Here is a 21,707-nt window from a genome sequence, read left to right as displayed (position 1 = left end):
TAAAGATAACAACAAGGTACATACACATATATGAAAACCTCGCTCCAGCTCAAACTAGGTCAACAACTGGCAATGACGCCGCAATTGCAGCAAGCAATTCGCCTGTTGCAATTATCAACCTTGGATCTTCAGCAAGAAATCCAAGAAGCACTGGACGCTAACCCGCTGTTGGAGCTGGATGAGAACCTCAATGAAGCGGCTTCTACCGCTGATGACAACAAAGCCGACGGTCAGGACAACGCCGAGCTTTCTGCTGCGGAAACCGACGCAGGCAACGAGCCTGAGTCTTTCGATGCTTCCGAAGCCATCGAACAACGCGAGATGCCCGAAGAACTCCCAGTCGATACCACTTGGGACGATGTCTATAGTGCCGGTACCGGCAGTACCGGTATCGCGCTTGATGACGAGATGCCGGTCTACCAAGGCGAAACCACTGAAAGCCTACAGGACTACCTGATGTGGCAGGTTCAGCTGACACCATTCAGTGACACGGATTTGACGATTGCCACCGCGATTATCGATGCGGTCGATGAAAAAGGCTACCTTACCTGCTCTACCGACGAAATCCTGGAAAGCATGGGCAATGAGGAAGTTGAGCTGGATGAAGTCGAAGCGGTATTAAAGCGTGTACAGCAATTTGACCCGCTCGGGGTTGCCTCTCGCAACCTACAGGAATGCCTGCTACTTCAACTTGCCACCTTCCCGGAAGATACGCCTTGGCTGAAAGAGGCTAAAATCCTTCTTAGCCAGCATATTGATCTGCTAGCCAACCGGGACTATCGCCAGTTAATGCGTGAAACCAAGCTCAAAGAAACCGAGCTGAAAGCGGTAATGCAGCTGATCCACGATTTGGATCCACGCCCGGGTAACCGTGTCGTCGCCTCTGAAACTGAGTATGTGGTGCCGGATGTCTCTGTATTTAAAGATCACGGTAAGTGGGTCGTCACCATCAATCCCGATAGCGTGCCGCGTATCCGAGTCAATCAACAATATGCCGCATTAAGTAAAAACACCCGCAACAGTGCAGACAGCCAGTTCATCCGCTCTCACCTGCAGGATGCAAAATGGCTGATAAAAAGTCTGGAAAGCCGCAACGAAACGCTGCTGAAAGTCGCCCGCTGCATTGTTGAACACCAACAGGACTTCTTTGAGTATGGCGAAGAAGCCATGAAGCCAATGGTGCTCAACGATATTGCACTGGCAGTGGACATGCATGAATCAACGATTTCACGAGTGACAACGCAGAAATATATGCACACTCCTCGTGGTATTTTTGAATTGAAGTATTTCTTCTCAAGTCACGTTAGTACGGATAACGGGGGAGAGTGTTCCTCAACCGCAATCCGGGCACTGGTGAAGAAACTGGTTGCCGCTGAAAATCAGGCGAAGCCACTAAGTGACAGTAAAATTGCTACATTACTGGCGGAACAGGGCATCATGGTTGCACGGCGAACTATCGCCAAATACCGTGAATCACTGGGGATCCCGCCGTCAAATCAGCGAAAACGTCTGCTCTAGTCAGACGCCAACAGAAGGAAGATGTCTATGCAAATTAATCTCACAGGGCACCATGTCGAAATTACCCCGTCTCTACGTGATTACGTAACGACTAAGTTCGATAAGCTGGAACGCTTTTTTGATAAGATTAATAATGTCCATGTGATTCTGAACGTTGAAAAATTACAGCAGGTGGCAGAAGCGACCTTGCACATTAACGCGGGAGAAATCCACGCCAAAGCGGATTCTGAAAATATGTATGCCGCTATTGACGCATTAACTGATAAACTGGTTCGTCAATTAAACAAACACAAAGATAAACTCAATAGCCACTAATCATGCAACTGAGTACTGTATTGAGCCTGGACTGCACCAAGAGTGCAGTTCACTGCTCCAGCAAAAAACGCGCCCTTGAGATCATCAGCGAAATTGCTGCTGAACACCTAGACCAAAACCCCCAGCCACTGTTCGAGTGTATGCTTAACCGTGAAAAAATGGGGAGTACCGGCATAGGCAATGGCATCGCGATCCCTCACGGGCGTATCAATAACAGTGATCAGGCCATCGCAGTACTGATTCAGTGTATGGACCCGATCCAGTTTGATGCCATCGACAACCAGCCCGTCGATTTACTCTTCGCCTTACTGGTACCAGATGCACAATGCAAAGAGCATCTGAAGACCCTATCCTGCATGGCAGAAAAGCTGAGCAGCAAACAAGTCTGCAAACAGCTACGCACCGCAAAAAGCGATGAAGAGCTTTATCAAATCCTTACCTGTGATTCATAATGTCCATCCCCCCTTTTCTGTTATTTGAGGTATGCCAGCCATGAGGTTAATGGTCGTAAGCGGTCGTTCTGGTTCGGGAAAATCTGTCGCCCTACGGGTGCTGGAAGATCTAGGCTATTACTGTGTGGATAACCTACCGGTAAACCTGTTGCCCCAGCTTGTCAACACCGTCGAAAATAACCAGCAAGATATTGCGGTCAGTATCGATGTTCGCAATATGCCTGATGAGCCTGAAGAGATCCGCTCGACACTGGACTCACTCAGTGAAAAGCTGGACGTGAACGTGATCTTTCTGGATGCCGACGATAAAGAACTGGTCAAGCGTTATAGCGAAACCCGCCGCCTACACCCGCTTTCCCGCGACAATATGAGCCTGGAACAGGCGATCCAGTCGGAAAGTGCCTGCCTGGGCGAACTGAAAGAACATGCCGACCTGGTGATTGACACGACCAACAAGTCCATTCATGATCTTAGTGAAACGGTTCGTTCCCGAGTACTTGGCCGTAACACACGCGAACTGGTGATGGTATTCGAATCTTTTGGCTTCAAGCATGGCTTGCCAACCGATGCCGATTATGTCTTTGATGTCCGCTTTTTGCCTAACCCGCACTGGGTACCCGAACTCAAACCGTTAACGGGACTGGATCAGGGCGTCAAAGAGTTTCTTTCCGGCCATGCCGAAGTCAATCAGCTGATCTATCAGATTCGAAATTTCATTGAAACCTGGCTTCCGATGCTGGAAAAGAACAATCGCAGCTACCTGACCGTTGCCATTGGCTGTACGGGCGGTCAGCACCGTTCAGTGTACATCGCCCAGCAACTGGCAGAGCACTTCCGCCATGAAGGCCATCAGATTCAAGTGCGCCACCGTACACTGGAAGCCAAATAATGATCGCTTTAAGCCGCCAGTTATTCATCAAGAACCGTCTTGGCCTGCATGCTCGCGCGGCAATTAAGCTGGTTGAATTGGCTCAAAGTTTTCAGGCTACCGTGACGATCAGCAATGATGAGAAAAGTGCAACGGCAGACAGTGTGATGGGGTTGTTGATGCTTGAGTCTGCACAAGGGCAACAAGTTTGCGTCAGTGCCGCCGGCAAAGATGCCGAAGCCGCCTTAACCGCGGTCGCCGAGCTGATTGAAGCAGGTTTTGACGAAGAAAATTAAACTCACCGATGAGGTTAACTTCGTCAATCTGGTCGGTAAATCGAATGATTGTGGGCTATTTGTCGTAAACAGAGCCATAATCATTCCTTATCCGTAATTCCCTCCTATTTTACTGACAGATTAAATCTTTATTTCCTCTCAGATCTGGTGAGACAACCACTACACTATTGCGTTAAAATTCAGCTTATTGCGCCGCAATAGCCATTGGATTGAATCAAGCTAAGCAGTCTACGGTACCCTACAGGTACTCTCCCTGTTCACTTCAACCACTTGTTCAAGGTATTGCGGCCGGCATCAGAGTAATTTGGGGTACCACGACCAATGGCGGATGTATTAGAACAAGATCAGACGCATCAGACGCTACAAGAAGTCAACCAAGCGCTTGAAAACGGCATGTTTGTCCATGTCCGCCGCATGCTCCAGGAGATGGAGCCGGAGGACATCGCACACCTGCTAGAAGCCTCTCCGCCGAAAGAGCGCCAGGTACTATGGCAGCTGACCGATCCGGAAGAGCAAGGTGAGATCCTCGATGAGCTGTCGGAAGATGTAAAAGACGGTATCGTCTCGCAAATGGAACCAGAAAAACTGGCGGCCGTGACCGAGGGGATGGAAACCGATGATGTGGCTTACGTTCTGCGTAGTCTGCCCGACGAGAAATACCGGGAAGTACTGGCGCAGATGGATGCCACCGACCGCCACCGGGTAGAAAAGGCACTTGCCTACCCGGAAGAAACTGCCGGCGGCATCATGAGTACCGACTTTATTACCATCCGTGGTGATGTGACAGCCGATGTGGTTCTTCGATATTTACGCATGAGGGGCGAGCTGCCTGAAGCCACTGATGCCTTGTACGTCGTTGACCAAAATGAGCAGCTAATTGGTCACTTGTCGCTCTCTACCCTGATCACCACCCAACCAGATACTGAAATCCAGGAGGTCATGGATGATGCCGATGAGGCAATCCCTGTCGATATGGATGACAGTGAAGTCGCCAACTTATTTGAACGCCGTAACTGGCTGTCTGCGCCGGTTATTGATGCCAATAACCAGTTGGTCGGTCGTATCACCATTGACGACGTGGTTGATATTATCCGTGAAGATGCCGAACACACAATGATGAGTATGGCGGGGATGGAAGATGATGAAGATACCTTTGCCCCGGTCATAAAATCCGCCCGACGCCGGAGTATCTGGCTGGGGGTCAATGTTCTCGCCGCACTGGCAGCTGCGTCAGTATCGAACATGTTTGAAGCAACCCTTGATAAAATGGCAGCCATTGCGATCTTAATGACCATCGTCCCATCGATGGGTGGGGTCGCGGGGAATCAAACCGTCGCTCTGGTGATCCGTGGTCTGGCTGTTGGCCATATCGGTGAAACCAACACCCGCTGGCTACTCAGCAAAGAAGCCCGCGTCGGCCTGATCAACGGTATTCTCTGGGCAGCCATCATCGGCGGCGTGGTTGTGGTCTGGAAAGGCAACTTACTACTCGGTGTCATCATCGCCGGAGCGATGATGACCAACCTGCTGGTAGCAGGTATTGCCGGGGTATGTATTCCAATCCTACTGAAGAAATTGAATATCGATCCCGCTCTGGCTGGCGGAATGGCACTCACCACCATCACCGATATCGTCGGCCTGTCAGTCTTCCTGGGGATGGCAACGATATTTCTCGTTTAAAGATATAGTCAGTGGCGAGATGCGAGATAAAAGAAAAGCGAGAGTTTCGGCTCTCGCTTTTTCGATTCTGAGTCCTGGGTCCTGGGCTCTGCAAGGCAGGTATTCTGAGCTTTGAAGCTTAGTCTAGCATCTTGTCTTCCCTAGAGCCTGCACTTCCCAGTACCTATTAACCGCTTTTACTCGCCTGCGATTTTCATTGTATCAAGCAGCATCGAGCCGGTCTGGATCTGGCTGCGGGTCTCGGTATCAGTACCAATTGCCACGATATTTTGCATCATGTCTTTCAGGTTGCCGGCGATGGTCACCTCGCTGACCGGGAACTGGATCTCACCATTTTCAACCCAGAAACCCGCTGCGCCACGTGAATAATCTCCCGTAACAATATTGACTCCCTGCCCCATCAGCTCGGTCACCAACAGGCCACGGTCCATTTTCTTCAGCATCTGGCTGTAATCTTCACCGGTCGACTGAACCAGCCAGTTATGAATACCACCAGCATGTCCGGTTGGCTGGCGGCCCAGTTTACGTGCGGCGTAACTGGTCATTAGATAGGTCTGCAAAATACCATCTTGAATAATTTCGCGATCGTGCGTTGCCAAACCTTCACTGTCAAATGGCGTACTCGCCATACCGCGAAGAATATGCGGACGCTCGCTGATATTCATCCATTCAGGGAAAATCTGCTCATCAAGCTTATCAAGAAGGAAAGACGACTTGCGATACAAGTTAGAGCCACTGATCGCCATAACCAAGTGACCAAACAACCCGGTTGCCACATCAGCAGCAAACATGATCGGCGCTTCTCGCGTCGATAGCTTCTGTGGGTCAATACGGCTGACCGTACGCTCTGCTGCATGCTGACCAACCTTTTCAGGAGTCCATAGGTCAACGGCACGACGCGCCGTGGTATAGCTATAATCACGCTCCATCTCGCCGTTCTTGCCTTCGGCGATCACACAGCAACTGGTGCTATGGCGGCTTGATGCGTAACTGGCCAACATCCCGTGGCTGTTACCATAAACGCGGATCCCATAATGGCTATCATAGCTCGCACCATCGCTTTGCTTGATGCGAGGATCATAATCCAGTGCCGCCTGCTCTGCCTGAATAGCAATCGCAGCAGCATGATCAGGTTCCGGCTCATCCGGATGGAACAAGTCCAAATCAGGAATATCCGTGGCCATCAGCTCTTTCGGGCCAGGGCCGGCATAGGGATCCTCTGACGTATAACGGGCGATATCCAGCGCTGCGGCAACAGTCTGAGCGATCGCATTCTCACTCAAATCAGACGTAGAGGCACTGCCTTTACGCTGGCCGCGATACACGGTGATACCTAACGCACCATCGCTATTAAACTCCACATTCTCAACGTCACACATGCGGGTGGATACGCTGATACCAGTGGTTTTATTAATAGCAACTTCCGCAGCGTCAGCCTGCTGACCCGCCAGCTCTAATGCTTTTGCGACCGCAGCTTCCAGCTCTACGCGCTGCTGTGCGACCTGTTCTCTTACGTCCATACCTTCACTTTCTCAGGAAATGATAACAGTTTCATTGGTTTAACCATGTCAAAACGACAAGGAGCCCAATGAAATGAGTATTACTTATAGGATAACACCGCCTGTGCGTAATTTGCGCCCCAAATCACGATTAAACTGATAAAATAGAGCCATTACCTTCTTTAGTGAGCCTGTTATGAGCCGTAAAAACCAAAAAGCCCCTTGGGAAGAGGAAGAAGAAATCATCTGGGTAAGTAAGTCCGAGATGAAACGCGATATGGAAGCCCTGCAAAAACTTGGTGAGGAGCTTGTTGAGCTTAAGCCTAATGCGCTAGCAAAAATTCCGCTAGACGAAGAACTGCTGGATGCCGTTCGTGACGCCCAGCGCTTTAAAAATGAAGCCCGCCGCCGCCAGTTACAGCGCGTTGGCAAGCTAATGCGCCAAGTTGAGGTCGAGCCAATTCAAGCCGCTCTGGACATGCTGCGTAACAAGCACTCACAGGCGACGGTTGCCCTGCGCAAGCTGGAGCTTAAGCGCGACAAGCTGATCGAAAATGGCGACAGCATGATCAATGCGATCATGGTTGACCACCCTGATGCGGATCGTCAACGTCTACGCCAGCTTGTCCGCCAGGCGAACAAAGAAAAGGCGCAAAACAAACCAGCAAAAGCGTACCGCGAAATCTTCCAGTACCTGAAAGAACTGTACCTGGAAGACTAGTCGCTCCCCCTAGCGAATTTTTATTCGCCTGAATAATAAAATGCCAGCAATCACTTTGCTGGCATTTTTTATAAATAGAGACTTCTCAAACTAAGTACGTGGTTACTGCGTACCACCCACCGTCATCAAGTCAATTTTCAGGGTAGGCTGACCAACACCGACAGGTACACTCTGTCCGGCCTTGCCACACACACCCACACCACGGTCGATATCAAGATCGTTACCCACCATCGAGACCTGCTGCATCGCTTCAATACCGCTACCGATCAGGGTTGCGCCCTTTATTGGACGAGTGATCTTACCATTCTCAATCAGGTAGGCCTCGGAAGCTGAGAATACAAACTTACCAGACGTAATATCAACCTGACCACCGCCAAAGTTAGGGGCATAGATCCCCTGCTTCACGCTGGAAATGATCTCTTCCGGCGTATGCTCGCCCGGCAGCATGTAGGTATTGGTCATACGTGGCATCGGCAGATGCGCATAGGATTCACGTCGGCCGTTACCTGTAGGATTGACGCCCATCAAACGCGCATTCAGCTTATCTTGCATGTAGCCTTTAAGTTTGCCGCCTTCGACCAGAACATTGTACTGACCCGGTGTCCCCTCATCATCGATATTGATCGAGCCACGACGGTTGACCAGCGTGCCATCATCGACAATCGTACACAGAGGAGATGTCACCTGCTCACCCATATGACCAGCAAACATCGACGAGCCTTTACGGTTGAAGTCTCCTTCCAGACCGTGTCCCACGGCTTCATGCAATAGCACGCCCGGCCAACCAGCCCCCAGAACAACCGGCATTGTCCCTGCCGGGGCAGCATCGGCGTCAATATTGACCAAAGCCTGGCGGATCGCCTCATCGGCATAATTCAGTGCAATAGACTTGCCATTTTCTTCAGTAAGAAAATACTCGTAGCCATAACGACCACCGCCACCGGCACTGCCGTGCTCACGCTTATCGCCTTTCTCGATCAATACACTAATAGACAAACGTACCAGCGGACGGATATCGGCCGCATAGGTGCCGTCCAACGCAGCAACGAGCACTTGCTCATAAACACCGTTAATACTGACAGAAACTTCTGTCACCAACGGCTCTTTGGTACGGATATACCGATCGATCTCTTCAAGCAGAGCAATTTTCTGGTGCTTGTCAAAGCTGCCCAATGGGTCAACCGGGGCATAGATCCCTGAAGCCGTCACCGGACTAAAGGCCTGTACTTTGCCGTTACCGCCGCCGCGAACGATACCACGAGCCGCCTTGGCACTCTGGGTTAGCGCAAGCTGGTTGATCTGATCAGAATAGGCAAAACCGGTTTTCTCTCCAGCAACCGCCCGAACTCCCACGCCTCGGTCAATGTTGAACGAACCATCTTTAATAATACTATCTTCCAGTACTAGCGATTCATGCCAGCAGGACTGAAAATAAATATCGGCATAGTCGACATCCCGCGTGGCAATCAGCCCCAGGATTTGACTTAATTCATCACGGCCCAGCCCAGACTGGGCCAGCATGGTATTTTCTACAGTTTCCAGAGTCATTCACTTTGCTCTTGTAAGATATCTATCGCTGGTGCACACCAAGTCGGGCGTGTTTCACCAGTGGCATATTTGTTCTTATCGTCTGGCTTAAATTTAAATCCAGATCGGCCGTTAGCACCCCGGTTCCCTGCTCCTGGCAGACAACCACCTGCCCCCAAGGGTCAATAATCATTGAGTGCCCCCAGGTTTCCCGGCCTTCGTTATGCTCGCCCCACTGGGCTGCAGCAACAATCCAGCACTGTGTCTCCACCGCACGGGCTCTTAATAATACGTCCCAGTGTGCCTTGCCGGTTACTTTGGTAAAGGCTGCCGGTATCACAATAATATCAGCACCTTGCTCTCTCAGTGCGGCATATAATTGCGGGAAGCGAATATCATAACAGATTGATAATCCGATGTTGCCAAATGGTGTTGGCACGACTTTGACTTCACCACCCGGCCGGAACGTGTCAGATTCACGGTAGCTATGATGCTGATCTTCAACTTCAACATCAAACATATGCAATTTATCGTAATGTGCCTGGCATTTCCCTTTGTCATCAAACAACAGTGCAGTGGTGGTTATCGCCCCGTCAGGTTGGCGAATGGGCATCGAACCGACAAGCAACCAAATGCCCAGCTGCCGGGTAAGCGTCGATAACTCCGTTTGCAAAGGGCCATTTCCCAGCGGCTCAGCATGACGCTGATAATCCGAGCGGGCCCCAAACACCAGGCAGTTTTCCGGTGTTACAACCAACTTTGCCCCTTGCAGCTGCAAGCCTTTGAGTTTCTTCTTCAACTTTTTAAGATTCGCATCAGGATCGGGCCCTGAGTTCATCTGTACAATGCCTACTTTTGCCATAACTCACATCCTTTATCCGGCTTTGCGCTATTCCATGGCTATCTAAAGTAGCCTTGTTCTTATACTAATTAGTCTTACTCGTTGAGCTTTTCGGGTAACGTATATTCACCGGTGAAGCGCGACTGCTCGGTTACCGAAGGAGAATCGATTGGCCCCTTCACCACATAATTGATCTGGGTGAATACATCCACAACCGGTGACAACGCCGTTGATATCGCAAACACAAAGATTGCAGTTTGCGGTGCCACGGCAAATGCAGTCAGGACCGGTATACCGGATGTGAAATCAGGAATGAATTTCACCCTGGCATCAACCGTTTCACTTACAAGGTTAGCACTTCCGGTAATAAACATATCACCAGCAAGAGCCTGCATCTTAACGTCATTGCTCTCAAACAGGCCGTTTTCAATGGTTCCGGAGCCTTTGATGTAGTTAAACGCCAGGCCGTCGTCAAAAATACCAGAGAAATCGAGCTGCATTTTGCGCACAATCGAATCGATACTAAATAACCCGAGTAAGCGACCCGCACCGCCGACATCACTGATCACGCCCTTACCGGTTTCGGTTTTCACTTCGCCAGTCAAGGTTTCCCGGTGCATCATCCAAGGAGAGCCCTGCCACTGAATAGAAGCATAGCTACTAAATTTCGCCCCTTGAATCCCTCCCGAAACACCAAAGCGTCCCATCAAGTCGGAGCTATTTTCGCCTTCTATATCAAAGGCGATTTGGGTTTCATTATGATCATCGTCCAAAGTCCAATGACCATCCAGGTTCAGCGACGTCGAGCCAGAATCAATCAAGAGGTTCTGCAGCTCCAGCATCGAGCCTTCACGCCGTAATTTGCCGGTTACCTTGCCAAGACGATATCCCTGTAACCAGGCATCTTGCAGCAGCAAATCCATTTCAGGCATATTCGCCATCATAGAGCGGTCAAACTCTGTCGCCGCCGGAATATCACTCTGTGGAATGTATTTCTTACGCGGTTTTGGCTTTTCGCTATCAATATCCAATCCCGGCAAATTCAAGTGCATTTTATCCAGCGTGATCCTCAATGGAGCCCCGTCAGGCCAGAAGGCCTCGCCGGTCATCTCGCGGCTTCCCAGTATCATATGCCAGCCTGCAGGCTTCTTGCGTACAGCCAGATCGACCTCATTCCAGTTCAACGTCGCCAGCTTCAGCTTCTTGATCCGGCTATTGACTCGGGTCGGCAGCGGTAGCTCCGGCATTACCGTAGGCTGCCCAGCTTGTGCCGTTTGTGTGGCTTTGTCATTAATTTCGCCTGCAAGCTCTAGCCAGTGGTCCGCATCGAGCTGCTCGCTATTGATGTTCAGGCTATGGCTGCCCGATGACAGGGTGTGTAGCTTTCCCTGGCCGACAAGCAGTTCGCTGGCTTCGATTTTCAGCCGCTCAGGCACAAGATTGATCACAGCCTGATACTGGGCATCCGGCACCATTATCGTACCGGTCAGAGACTCGGCATTACCTGCTGCCGTCACCGCCACCCGCTGCTCTGTTCCGGCAGAAATGCTTAACGGGTAAGGCAGCTGGCTGTTGACCGCTGCCAAAGGTGCCTGCAAATCGACATCATAGTCGAAGCCGGTATCATGTAGGTTCACCCCTACCTGGGCCTGCCACGGGCTATGGCCAGAAACATGTGCCAGCAAAGGGTCCTGAAGCTGTTGCTGTAATTTCGCCACCTGCCAGTCACCGGCAAGCTCAATCCCAACCTGATAACCGGCTTCAACACTATTGCCTGCGAAACCAAAAGTCACAGGTTGAGCCAACAGCATACCCTGAATGTTTTCTGCCTTAATCACATCATTGTCGAAGCTTAGACTACCGCCGACCTGTTCAAGCTGAATAGGGGGCGTCTCAATGGTAAGCAGATTCTGATCCAGCTGCGCCGAGCCCCAGGCACGTACCTCACTGCCGTCAAAAGGAATATCGAGCTTGAAACGTGAAGTTACCGGACCGCTGATCTGAACGGTGGTTAATGCTGCCCCTACCGAATCAACCAGCGGTGTCGCCAGCATATAATCGCGGATCTGCGGACCTTCAGCACCAACCTCTAGCGCTAACTTTAGGTGACCTTTTTCGCTAAGCTCTGCTGCGCCGGTTACCCGGGAGGCAGTTGCTCCCAGAGTTTTAGCGTGGCTGCCATCGAGGTACATAAAATCATTTTCAAACCGCAGATCCAATGCCAAGTCAGTCAACTCTGGCCATGCGGTATCAAAGCTGAAACGTCCATCCTTGAGCGGAACATCAACCTGAAAAACACCGTCGTTTTTATGATAAGGGAAATCGGCCAGCTCGCCGTACCATAACAACTGAGCACCATCAGCCTTACCGCCACGTATCGCCGTCGACAGGTAGTCGGTCAGGTCGCGCCCCAGGGCCAATGTCGGCAGATAACGCCATGTTTCCCCCGCATTGCTCACCGAGGCCTCGCCATAAAATGACAGCCATGCCGGCGAGTTAGCAGGAAAGTCCAACCGGAACTGTCCATCCGCCTTCAGATGCGGCGTCTTAACTGCCAGCTGATCGCTCCACAGTCGCCAGCCATCGTCACCAACTTGCCAGTAAGCAGTTACTTCGCCATCAGTGATATTTAATGGGGCCTGAAACACCTCGCCATACGGCAGAGTATCGTCTTTAAGATCCAATACCGCTTTACCGGCCTGCAAGTTGCCGCTGATTCTAGCATCGAGCTTACTAACCCCTGGTAACAGCTCCCATTGCTTTATACCAAACTGCTTCATATTGACGGAGAAGCGCGGAGCCTGATCGCCATCGGCCGCTATTCGGATATCTTGCAGCTGGCCAGAGGGGCGCAATGCATAGAGTATCTCCGTTGCAGGATTGTCTTGGGGCAGGAAGCTAACGAAGGGCATCAGCCGATCCAGAGGCAGGCTGCTTAACGCGACTTGCCAGCGTTCTGGCTGCCATTGTGCCGCAAGATCAAACGCCGGCCACATCACTTTATCGGTTTGCAGTAGCATCTGATCGCTGTCGATTCGCCAACCTATTTTACCCTCAGGCAACGATTGCGGAGTCAGCCCCACCAACCCCTGACGGATCCGGAACTCATGTTTTTCTTCTCCTTCTCGCCAGCGCAGGTAGCTATCATCCAGCCTGGCCAGACTATGTACTACTTCACCTTTTTTCAGGTTTAACCAGACTTCGGCATTGATGTTACTGCCAGTCACATCGGCACCACCGAGCATTTTCTTGTTAAGCCAAGGCGTCACCGATAAGTTTTGAGTCTGAACATAGATATTGCCCGACAACTCAGGCAAAGACCGATTAGCTGATAAGTTAGCAATCACTCGCATCTGGCTAAAGTGGGTATCAGCGACACTGATCACCCCTTCGGCTAGGTGCTGACCACCGGTTCCATCCCATTTCAGCTCGCTAATATCGATACGCTGCTTGTGCCCGGCAGGGGATAGCACTGTGATATCAGAATTACGTAATGAAAACTGACCCAGCTGTACGAAGATCAGCTGCTCCAACCGAGCTACGGTGGATGCCTGGCCATTACTCTTGGTTGTCTGTGGCGGAGAAGCCTGACTGAAGATAGAGCCGGGAAGACGGGTCAAATCGAGGCTAAGCTGATCGATACGAATATCTTTAAATACTGGCCGCATCTCGAAAACCGATAGCAGCATATCAAACTGCATTTCGACATCACCGACTCGAACAATAGAAGCCGGGTCATCGGTTGCAGCCACCTCCACCCCCTGTAGCAACAGGGAGGGTCCAAGGTTACGCCAGTAGCCTTCAACATGGGCGATCTCAAGGCGCATTTCGGCCTGTTCAGATGCCCACTGGCGAATTGGTTCGCGGTATTCGTTTAGCTGGGGAAGGAAAAAACGCAGACCACTAATAGCAATAGCGGCCAGCACCAACGTCGTCAGCACCAGCCACATTAATCCACGCGCCAGACGAACTGGAACTGTTGTCACTCAATAGCCTCGCATTAGTAATTACATCATTACTACGTCAAATTGTTCTTGAATATATAATGGCTCGGCTTTAATTTTCACCTGCTTGCCAATAAATACTTCGAGCTCAGCCAGGGCATGATATTCATCACCGGCCAGAGCTTCTGCTACCGCAGGAGAGACATACACCACGAAGCGATCGGCGTCGTAGGCGCGGTTCACTCGTGTAATTTCACGCAGGATCTCATAGCACACACTTTCTACGGTTTTTACCGTACCTCGGCCTTCGCAGGTCGGGCAGGTACCGCAAAGCACATGCTCAATACTTTCACGCGTTCGCTTACGGGTCATCTCGACCAGGCCAAGCTGGGTAAAGCCGTTGATATTGGTTTTAACCCGGTCGTAGGACAGAGCCTGCTCTAACGCCTGCAAAACCCGGCGCTGGTGATCTTCAAGGGCCATATCGATAAAGTCGATAATGATGATCCCACCCAAGTTTCGCAGTCGAAGCTGACGAGCGATCGCTTTGGTCGCTTCAATATTGGTATTAAAGATCGTTTCTTCTAGGTTGCGACGCCCCACAAACGCACCGGTATTGATATCGACCGTTGTCATGGCTTCGGTCTGATCAATGATCAGGTAACCACCGGATTTCAGCTCGACCTTACGATCCAGCGAGCGCTGAATTTCAGCTTCGGTATCGTATAAATCAAAGATAGGTTGCTCACCGGCGTAATACTCAATTTTCTCACTCGTTTCCGGCACAAATTCATCGGTAAACTCTTTCAGTTTTTCAAAACCAAGGCGAGAGTCGACCTGGATACAATCCAGCTCCGTACCGACAAAGTCACGCAAGATACGCTGTGCCAGCCCCAGTTCACCGTACAGCATTGATTTTGGTTTGTGTTTGGCACGGCGCTCCAATACTTTGCGCCACAAATGCTTAAGGAATGCAGCATCTTGGGCCAGTTCTTCCGCTGTCGCCCCTTCCGCAGCGGTACGGATAATAAAGCCACCGAGATCATCACAATATTTGTTTACGACCTTCTTCAGGCGCTCACGCTCGTTTTCGCTCTCGATACGCTGAGACACACCGACATGGCCTGCGCCCGGCATAAATACCAAATAGCGCGACGGCAGCGTGACATCGGTAGTCAGACGGGCACCTTTCGTACCCAACGGGTCTTTAACGACCTGCACGACCAAATCTTGTCCCTGACGCACTAATTCAGAAATATCGCGTACCTGGAATTGCTGCTTTTCATTTTCAGCAACACACTCTGTGTGTGGCACAATATCGGACGCATGAAGAAATGCGGCCTTTTCCAAACCGATATCAACAAACGCAGCCTGCATACCCGGTAGCACCCGGCTTACACGGCCCTTGTAGATGTTACCGACAATACCGCGTTTTGATTCTCTTTCTATATGTACTTCCTGAAGGTTCCCTCCTTCAATCATTGCAACGCGTGTTTCACTTGGCGTCACATTAATTAGCAGCTCTGTGCTCATGGTTGCCTCTAAATTTATAAACTTAAAAAGTCTTGAACCATGATGTCAGTTTCCAATAAAGGTAACCCCACCACAGCGTAATAACTGCCATCGATACGCTCGATAAACTTGCCGCCTATCCCCTGAATACCATAACTGCCTGCTTTATCCTGCGGCTCGCCACTTTGCCAATATGATTCTATTTCTTTTTCAGACAAAGTCTTGAACCAAACATTCGTTGTTACCAGACAGGTTTCTCTGCGGGTTGCGGTCGCCAGGGTAACAGCGGTCATCACCTGGTGCTCTCGGCCGGAAAGCAATTCCAGCATACGCTTGGCATCCGCAAAGTCTTCAGGTTTTTCTAAAATTTCATCATCTACTACAACAATAGTATCCGAGCCCAATACCGGGATCTGGCCACCGGTTTCTTTTACTCCGGCCAGTGCCTTGTCCTGCGATAGGCGCTGAACATATTCGGCTGAGGTCTCACCCGGTTGATGACACTCCTCGACGTCTACCACGACCCGTTCAAAAGTATATCCCAGCTGGGCCAGTAACTCTTTTCGGCGGGGGGAGCCAGAGGCCAGATAAAGTTGCAGTGCAGGCATGATGGTACCATTTACTTAAAGATCAAAAAGATCCACTCAATGTCATCTTAACAACCTAACATCGAACGGACCTTATTTGAAAAATCATTTAACGAATTGAGAACTTACGACGCATCCGTCGCAGCAGTAAAAACAGCCATGGCCACAACAGGAAGTTTAGCAATACTGCCCACAACCGTTCCGGCTCAAAAGTGATGACGGAGACCAGATACTCCGCCCAGAACTCTACCAGCTTACCGGCCAGTGTCAGTAGAGCTACCAGCATCGCCTGCTGCCAAAGCGACAGATTACGCAGCACCTGGAAGTTCAGGGCTACGATATAACACAGCACCGACATCATCAGGCCGCGCACACCAAGGGTTGAGCCCAGCATCAGGTCCCACAGCAGCCCCAGTATAAGTGCCGTGCCCACATTCACCCGGTGCGGCAAGGCCAGCACCCAGTAAAAAGCCACCAGCAGTACCCACGACGGCCGGAACAGCTCCAGCTCACCAGGCCATGGTGCCGCCTGCAGGATCAATGCGACAATGAAAGACAGCCAGATCAGCAAGCGGCCATTTGGTCGACTAGTTGCCACTATCGGCCTCCCCTAGCATCAGCGTTTCCCGTGGTGTCGGCCACACCAGTAGCAGATAGCGCAAGCGATCAAACTGGACTGTCGGCCGAGCTTTAATTTGTGCAAAAGGTCGCTTGTTATCAAACGAAAACTCAGTGACATGCCCGATCGGATACCCTTCCGGGAATCGGCCGCCAAGACCAGATGTTACCAGCAGATCCCCGACTTCAATGTCGGTGCTGCTTGGCACATGCTCAAGCTGGATCTGGTCGATCTGGCCACTGCCAGAAGCAATCACCCGGATATCATTACGAACCACCTGGACCGGAATCGCATGGGTCGGATCGATCAGCAACAATACGCGACTGTTATGGGCCCCGACATAGGACACCTGGCCGACAATCCCCTTTTCGTTGATCACCGGCTGGCCTTCGTACACGCCATCAACCCGCCCCTTGTCAATCATCACCTGATGACTGTAGGGATCCGAGTCCACTGCCATGACTTCCGCAATCAGCTTCTTCTCGTCACGGACAAACGGCGAGCCTAGCAACTCTCGTAAACGCTGGTTTTCCTGCTTCAACTGGTCCAGCAGCAGCACATCACTCTGCTTCACCAATAAGTCACGCTTAAGTGCTTTATTTTCTGCCAACAAACGCTGATGAGAGCTCAACTGACCTGACACACCATCTAACATATCGCGAGGCAAGTTAGCAGCATATTGAAGTGGCGAAATCGCTGAGTTCAGCAGATAGCGTACATTGGCGAAGGCATCTAGGCGGCTGTCGGCCAGCATTAGACCAACCGACAGTAATATGGCAAGAAACAGGCGCAACTGCAGAGAAGGGCCCCTGCCAAATATAGGTTTCATCTAACGCTATAACCTGTTTGTTAAATTGCCAGAAATGGCATTATTCTTCGCTGAATAGATCGCCACCGTGCATATCGATCATTTCCAGCGCCTTACCACCACCACGCGCAACACACGTTAGTGGGTCTTCAGCAACAACCACTGGAATACCGGTTTCTTCGGTTAGCAGGCGATCAAGATCACGCAGCAGCGCACCACCACCGGTCAGTACCATACCGCGCTCTGAAATATCAGATGCTAGTTCTGGCGGACACTGCTCTAGTGCAACCATGACTGCCGATACGATACCGGTTAGCGGCTCTTGCAGTGCTTCTAGAATTTCATTCGAGTTCAGGGTAAAGCTACGCGGCACACCTTCAGCCAGGTTACGACCACGAACTTCAATTTCACGCACTTCGTCGCCCGGGTATGCCGAACCGATTTCATGCTTGATACGTTCAGCAGTGGCTTCACCGATCAGGCTACCGTAGTTACGGCGCACATAGTTAATAACAGCTTCATCAAAGCGGTCACCACCAATACGTACCGATGACGAGTAAACTACGCCGTTCAGCGAGATAACCGCAACCTCGGTAGTACCACCACCGATATCGATCACCATTGAACCAGTTGCTTCAGATACTGGCATACCAGCACCGATCGCAGCCGCCATTGGCTCGTCAATCAGGTACACTTCGCGGGCACCCGCACCTTGTGCAGATTCACGGATTGCACGGCGCTCAACCTGAGTAGAGCCGCAAGGAACAGCAACCAGAACTCGTGGGCTCGGACGCAGGATGCTGTTGTCATGCACCTGCTTGATAAAATGCTGAAGCATTTTTTCCGTCACGTAAAAGTCTGCAATTACACCGTCTTTCATTGGACGGATAGCTGCGATATTTCCAGGTGTACGACCTAGCATTTGTTTCGCGTCATGACCGACGGCAGCAACACTCTTGGTTGCACCTGCGCGATCCTGACGAATAGCAACTACTGATGGTTCATCTAGAACGATGCCCTGTCCTTTGACATAAATAAGGGTATTGGCGGTACCCAGGTCAATAGACAGGTCATTAGAAAACATGCCACGAAGTTTTTTAAACATAGTCTTCGGCTAATCCTGCAAGCTTACAAATTCGTTAAATTGCGCTAAATGTATCAAGGGGCACGGATCGAGACAAGGTAAGCTTTGTCAAACCTGCCACAGATCCGCATTTTATTTAATTGAGCATCGTATTAATGCCCTTTTCGCCGCGATAGATGATGCGATCGTTGCCGCGGTAGACTCCGAAGGTAACAACGGCAGACGGATCGGTGTCACCTTCTCCGGCCCAATTAAACTGCAACCAGGGCTGGCTACTGGTTGCCGCCGAACCTGAAGAACAAGCAGGCACTCCAGAAGACAAACGCTGACCCAGACGGATCTGCTCGCGGTAACCCTCTGTCACGCCCTCCCCCTGCGGTTGAGTAACCAGCAGACGCCCTTCGCCATCATTAATGGATTCCGAGGCCGGAGTATTTGCCAACACCGATCTCATGGCATCAGGGAAAATCAATTGGCTACAACCGTAGTTGCTACCAAACAGGCTAGCGTCGTCATCCTCATTCAGGACAAATTCGGCGTTGCTGTTTAGGTAATACTCCACAATCACCGGCACCTCGGCATCCTGGGTAACCGGAACGGTCACATCCTCCAGGCGCATACGGCCATAGCGCAGCTCTGGGGTTACTGATAACGGCGCCATCTCCTGGGTAGTCTGATTTCCCTTAACCACGACATTGGCAACAACAGTACCACCTTCCGGTGTCGCCGAACGGATAGTCGTTGAATCAACACCTTGCGAAATATAGAGCCCCCACTGGCTATTATCGGCATTCCATGGCGGCTCGACCGTTGTAGTATTAGAACCGAACCCTTGCCTTTCCAATTTCCAGTCCATCGATGTTGTTGTACTCGACCAGCCTCGCCAACTTCCCTTTGGTGATAGCCGGCTACCAAAGCTGCTATTGCTGCCATCAATAGCCTCTAGCGCCAGTTGTACCTGATAATTCTCGTTGAAAAGGGCATAGTTGCTCACCTTGTTCCCTGTTTGGGACTTGGGAAGCACAGAGAATGTCGCATTGAACGCCTGCCCCAAATAGGCAAAACCCGTTTGTGCATTCACCGCATCCACTTTCGGGTAGTCAAAAGAGTTACCGTTCTGGACTTCGACATAGGCCGGATAGAAACGTCCGACAGGGCGCTGACCTATATTAATATCCATATCCAGGTATTTAGCTTGGGTTTTCGCTTGTAACCAAACACTACCCACTTCACTCCAGCTGGCAGAAAATGGCGTGTTTTTGATTTGCTCATTTGATAAAGGCGAGCTAGTTAAGCTTCCCGGCACCGCGCCCTCTTTATCTGGCGAGTGCGGTTTAACCCCGTCACCAGAGGGAATACTCAGGGCCACCGTTGCACCAGGCGCGCCGTCAACGTAAAAGTTTGGCGTCTCAGTGCGGCCACACATACCCGAAGAATCAACAGAGACGGTAGCATTTTGACCGCTATCAATGTCATTATTCCCACTATCACCTTCTGTCCAAACAACCGGTTTTGCTTTCAGCTGGAATGTTTGTCCGGCAGCAACAAAGCTATTACCGCCCTCCGACGTACCAGAAGCATTTTCTACTGACGTTGCCCCATAGTTACATAAGGCAAAAGTATATGGGCGGGTTGCTATCGCCTGAGTCCCTTCCAGCTTATTCCAGTCATCAGAAGAGCTTGCCTTGGCCTTCATCAGCCGGGCGATAGGCTCAATATCACAGCTATCTTTGGTACAGTTTGGATCAGAGAACGTTAACTTGGTTCTTCCAGCATCACTATATTTCAACTCTGACGTTGACCGGGTAATTTCAGCTCCCTCAGCGTCAGTCTCGGATTTAAATTCAAAAACCCCCGCCTCAGACTGCCAGTTACCATCCTTGTCTTTGAGCCATACCTTCTGGCTTCCCGTCCCTGGCTGACTATATTCCGTTGATAAATTGAGGGTTCTATTGCCGATATAGCCATCAGCAATTGACTCATCTCCAGAATCATCGGAACATGCCTTGGCAACAATTGAGATATCACGAGGTTTACCGGCGACCGTTTTCAGCTCACCTTGCTGGATTTCCAACTTAAATGGCACAAACTGATAATTCCCCACCGCCTGCTTGGTATTATCGGTCGATAGTTTGCCAGTCACTTCTATCGACCCGACATAATCACTTTTAAGCCACAGCTGAGCTTTGCCATTACTATCAACTTCAAAGGTATTTTCTTGACTGATATCCTTTTTACCGGCTTCAACACCCGTTTCACTGAAATACCAAAATGCTTTATTGGACGGGAAATTATCCTTAGCCGTAACGATAACCTGTCCTTCATAACCACTAACCGGAGCACCATCATTATCAGTCACCTGAAATTCAACAGGCTGACGTTCGCAAATAAGGGATAGATCTTCGGTAGGCGAGACCGAAATATCATAATTCTGCTCAGGGGGAGAAAAGCAGGCACTATTACCATGAATTTTTGAATTGTTGTGCATATTGATATACAGCGCAGTAATCGCACCATAATAGTTCACATTATTACTAAGTTCTGTTTGGCGCTCACTGTAGACTAGGCCTTTAAACGTAGAACCTTGGCTAAAATCAACACGAGGGTGAATAACTGATTGTGAAGTGAAATCTTTATCATGAACAAATATTTGTAAATCATCCAAACTTGCTCCGTCTTCAAGAGTAAACTCACTATTCTGACTTAGCGCAAGAGCTTTGGTATGAATGACCACCTTTTGCCCCTTAGGAACAATCACCTTGCCCAGAATATTCATACTATCATTCCAGTAAGTACCAGAATTCATTGTCAGTTGTGCCCCTCGGTTGACGACAACTGCCCCCAGAATCCCATGCATTGACTCAGTAAAGGTTGTATTACCATCCACGGGATAAGATGTGTGTGGTAATACAGGAAAATCCCCAAGCCTTACAGGCTCAACTAACAATTCACCATCAGAATAACACTGATTATTATCACAACCATTAGCAAGATTCTGACCACTTAAATGAGTGAATCCTACAAAATTATGGTCATCGACATTTTTTGTACCATTAATGGATGCACCATTCGCAATATATAATGAATCAGAAGGATTGAATTTCCACGTTTGAGCCGGGCCAGGAAATAAATCACAATAATTTGCAAGATCAACTTGAGGTCTAGTAGGAGGCTCATCTTCCCCAAGACACTGAAATCCTGAAACATTGCTGCTTGTCAAACTGATACTTGTCGTCCCGTTGGGGAGATTGACATCAGCGATACCTTTTTTTATCCACTTACCATTTTCCTCCTGAAAATAATGAAGGAGGCCGGATTTATTCTTTCCTTTCTTTCTAAAGCCATTTTTTTTCAAATCATGCCAAGATTCAAACTTCAAATAAATTCGATAGCTCGCACCTTCACGAATATTATCATCCAGAAAAACCCTATTCGC

General features: G+C 50.1%; 17 protein-coding genes. 7 read left to right on the top strand and 10 right to left on the bottom strand.

Annotated features, from left to right (window positions below; translation table 11 throughout):
- Nucleotides 1–30 precede the first annotated feature (30 nt).
- From MD588_RS16735 to mgtE, 6 genes are all read left to right on the top strand, one after another.
- Nucleotides 31–1,518: an RNA polymerase factor sigma-54 gene (locus MD588_RS16735; RefSeq protein WP_265698643.1), complete on the top strand. Its 1,488-nt coding sequence runs from the start codon at nt 31–33 to the stop codon at nt 1,516–1,518.
- A gap of 27 nt (nt 1,519–1,545) precedes the next feature.
- Nucleotides 1,546–1,833: a ribosome hibernation promoting factor gene (gene hpf, locus MD588_RS16730; protein WP_064601809.1), complete on the top strand. Its 288-nt coding sequence runs from the start codon at nt 1,546–1,548 to the stop codon at nt 1,831–1,833.
- A gap of 2 nt (nt 1,834–1,835) precedes the next feature.
- Nucleotides 1,836–2,285: a PTS IIA-like nitrogen regulatory protein PtsN gene (ptsN, locus tag MD588_RS16725; protein ID WP_265698642.1), complete on the top strand. Its 450-nt coding sequence runs from the start codon at nt 1,836–1,838 to the stop codon at nt 2,283–2,285.
- 40 nt (nt 2,286–2,325) lie between these two features.
- A complete protein-coding gene (gene rapZ / locus MD588_RS16720) occupies nt 2,326–3,174 on the top strand; it encodes an RNase adapter RapZ (RefSeq protein ID WP_265698641.1) in 849 nt (282 codons plus the stop codon).
- Complete coding sequence (locus MD588_RS16715; protein WP_265698640.1) at nt 3,174–3,449, top strand: HPr family phosphocarrier protein; 276 nt, start codon at nt 3,174–3,176, stop codon at nt 3,447–3,449. Before rapZ ends, MD588_RS16715 begins: the two co-directional genes overlap by 1 nt.
- Nucleotides 3,450–3,770: 321 nt before the next feature.
- Nucleotides 3,771–5,129 carry a magnesium transporter gene (gene mgtE / locus MD588_RS16710; protein WP_265698639.1) on the top strand — a complete coding sequence of 453 codons (1,359 nt, stop codon included), beginning with the start codon at nt 3,771–3,773 and terminating at the stop codon, nt 5,127–5,129.
- A 176-nt stretch (nt 5,130–5,305) separates the two neighbouring features.
- Here mgtE and pmbA read toward each other — a convergent pair whose 3' ends face one another.
- Nucleotides 5,306–6,649, bottom strand: a complete 1,344-nt coding sequence (pmbA, locus tag MD588_RS16705; RefSeq protein ID WP_265698637.1) for a metalloprotease PmbA — start codon at nt 6,647–6,649, stop codon at nt 5,306–5,308.
- 175 nt (nt 6,650–6,824) lie between these two features.
- Here pmbA and yjgA point away from each other — a divergent pair, with 175 nt between their 5' ends.
- Nucleotides 6,825–7,349, top strand: a complete 525-nt coding sequence (gene yjgA / locus MD588_RS16700) for a ribosome biogenesis factor YjgA (RefSeq protein ID WP_265698634.1) — start codon at nt 6,825–6,827, stop codon at nt 7,347–7,349.
- A 102-nt stretch (nt 7,350–7,451) separates the two neighbouring features.
- Here yjgA and tldD read toward each other — a convergent pair whose 3' ends face one another.
- The 9 genes from tldD to MD588_RS16655 form a co-directional block, all read right to left on the bottom strand.
- Nucleotides 7,452–8,897 (bottom strand): metalloprotease TldD, encoded by a 1,446-nt coding sequence (gene tldD / locus MD588_RS16695; protein WP_265698633.1) that lies wholly within the window; start codon nt 8,895–8,897, stop codon nt 7,452–7,454.
- A gap of 22 nt (nt 8,898–8,919) precedes the next feature.
- A complete protein-coding gene (locus tag MD588_RS16690; RefSeq protein ID WP_265698632.1) occupies nt 8,920–9,738 on the bottom strand; it encodes a carbon-nitrogen hydrolase family protein in 819 nt (272 codons plus the stop codon).
- A 74-nt stretch (nt 9,739–9,812) separates the two neighbouring features.
- Entirely contained in the window at nt 9,813–13,703 is a 3,891-nt protein-coding gene (locus tag MD588_RS16685) for a YhdP family protein (protein ID WP_265698631.1), read from the bottom strand.
- Between the two features lie 21 nt (nt 13,704–13,724).
- On the bottom strand, nt 13,725–15,194 hold the full coding sequence (gene rng / locus MD588_RS16680) for a ribonuclease G (protein ID WP_265698629.1): 1,470 nt from the start codon (nt 15,192–15,194) through the stop codon (nt 13,725–13,727).
- A gap of 14 nt (nt 15,195–15,208) precedes the next feature.
- Entirely contained in the window at nt 15,209–15,781 is a 573-nt protein-coding gene (locus MD588_RS16675; RefSeq protein WP_265698628.1) for a Maf family protein, read from the bottom strand.
- 88 nt (nt 15,782–15,869) lie between these two features.
- Nucleotides 15,870–16,358 carry a rod shape-determining protein MreD gene (mreD, locus tag MD588_RS16670; protein ID WP_265698627.1) on the bottom strand — a complete coding sequence of 163 codons (489 nt, stop codon included), beginning with the start codon at nt 16,356–16,358 and terminating at the stop codon, nt 15,870–15,872.
- Nucleotides 16,348–17,208: a rod shape-determining protein MreC gene (gene mreC, locus MD588_RS16665; RefSeq protein WP_265698626.1), complete on the bottom strand. Its 861-nt coding sequence runs from the start codon at nt 17,206–17,208 to the stop codon at nt 16,348–16,350. Before mreC ends, mreD begins: the two co-directional genes overlap by 11 nt.
- 40 nt (nt 17,209–17,248) lie before the next feature.
- On the bottom strand, nt 17,249–18,292 hold the full coding sequence (mreB, locus tag MD588_RS16660; RefSeq protein WP_075762409.1) for a rod shape-determining protein MreB: 1,044 nt from the start codon (nt 18,290–18,292) through the stop codon (nt 17,249–17,251).
- A 115-nt stretch (nt 18,293–18,407) separates the two neighbouring features.
- Nucleotides 18,408–21,077, bottom strand: coding sequence for a DUF6701 domain-containing protein (locus tag MD588_RS16655; RefSeq protein ID WP_265698625.1), 2,670 nt, complete (start codon nt 21,075–21,077; stop codon nt 18,408–18,410).
- Nucleotides 21,078–21,707: the final 630 nt, after the last annotated feature.

Origin of the sequence: Photobacterium obscurum (assembly GCF_026191635.1) — a bacterium.
Taxonomy (GTDB): Bacteria; Pseudomonadota; Gammaproteobacteria; order Enterobacterales; family Vibrionaceae; genus Photobacterium; species Photobacterium obscurum.
Note: the sequence above shows the minus strand (reverse complement) of the source record. Positions and strands in the feature narration are given on the sequence as shown.

Bases quoted from the DNA above. Each gene is read 5' to 3' on its own strand.
- MD588_RS16735 (WP_265698643.1), top strand. From the start codon at position 31: ATGAAAACCTCGCTCCAGCTCAAACTAGGTCAACAACTGGCAATGACG.
- hpf (WP_064601809.1), top strand. From the start codon at position 1,546: ATGCAAATTAATCTCACAGGGCACCATGTCGAAATTACCCCGTCTCTA.
- ptsN (WP_265698642.1), top strand. From the start codon at position 1,836: ATGCAACTGAGTACTGTATTGAGCCTGGACTGCACCAAGAGTGCAGTT.
- rapZ (WP_265698641.1), top strand. From the start codon at position 2,326: ATGAGGTTAATGGTCGTAAGCGGTCGTTCTGGTTCGGGAAAATCTGTC.
- MD588_RS16715 (WP_265698640.1), top strand. From the start codon at position 3,174: ATGATCGCTTTAAGCCGCCAGTTATTCATCAAGAACCGTCTTGGCCTG.
- mgtE (WP_265698639.1), top strand. From the start codon at position 3,771: ATGGCGGATGTATTAGAACAAGATCAGACGCATCAGACGCTACAAGAA.
- pmbA (WP_265698637.1), bottom strand. From the start codon at position 6,649: ATGGACGTAAGAGAACAGGTCGCACAGCAGCGCGTAGAGCTGGAAGCT.
- yjgA (WP_265698634.1), top strand. From the start codon at position 6,825: ATGAGCCGTAAAAACCAAAAAGCCCCTTGGGAAGAGGAAGAAGAAATC.
- tldD (WP_265698633.1), bottom strand. From the start codon at position 8,897: ATGACTCTGGAAACTGTAGAAAATACCATGCTGGCCCAGTCTGGGCTG.
- MD588_RS16690 (WP_265698632.1), bottom strand. From the start codon at position 9,738: ATGGCAAAAGTAGGCATTGTACAGATGAACTCAGGGCCCGATCCTGAT.
- rng (WP_265698629.1), bottom strand. From the start codon at position 15,194: ATGAGCACAGAGCTGCTAATTAATGTGACGCCAAGTGAAACACGCGTT.
- MD588_RS16675 (WP_265698628.1), bottom strand. From the start codon at position 15,781: ATGCCTGCACTGCAACTTTATCTGGCCTCTGGCTCCCCCCGCCGAAAA.
- mreC (WP_265698626.1), bottom strand. From the start codon at position 17,208: ATGAAACCTATATTTGGCAGGGGCCCTTCTCTGCAGTTGCGCCTGTTT.
- mreB (WP_075762409.1), bottom strand. From the start codon at position 18,292: ATGTTTAAAAAACTTCGTGGCATGTTTTCTAATGACCTGTCTATTGAC.
- MD588_RS16655 (WP_265698625.1), bottom strand. From the start codon at position 21,077: ATGAATTCTGGTACTTACTGGAATGATAGTATGAATATTCTGGGCAAG.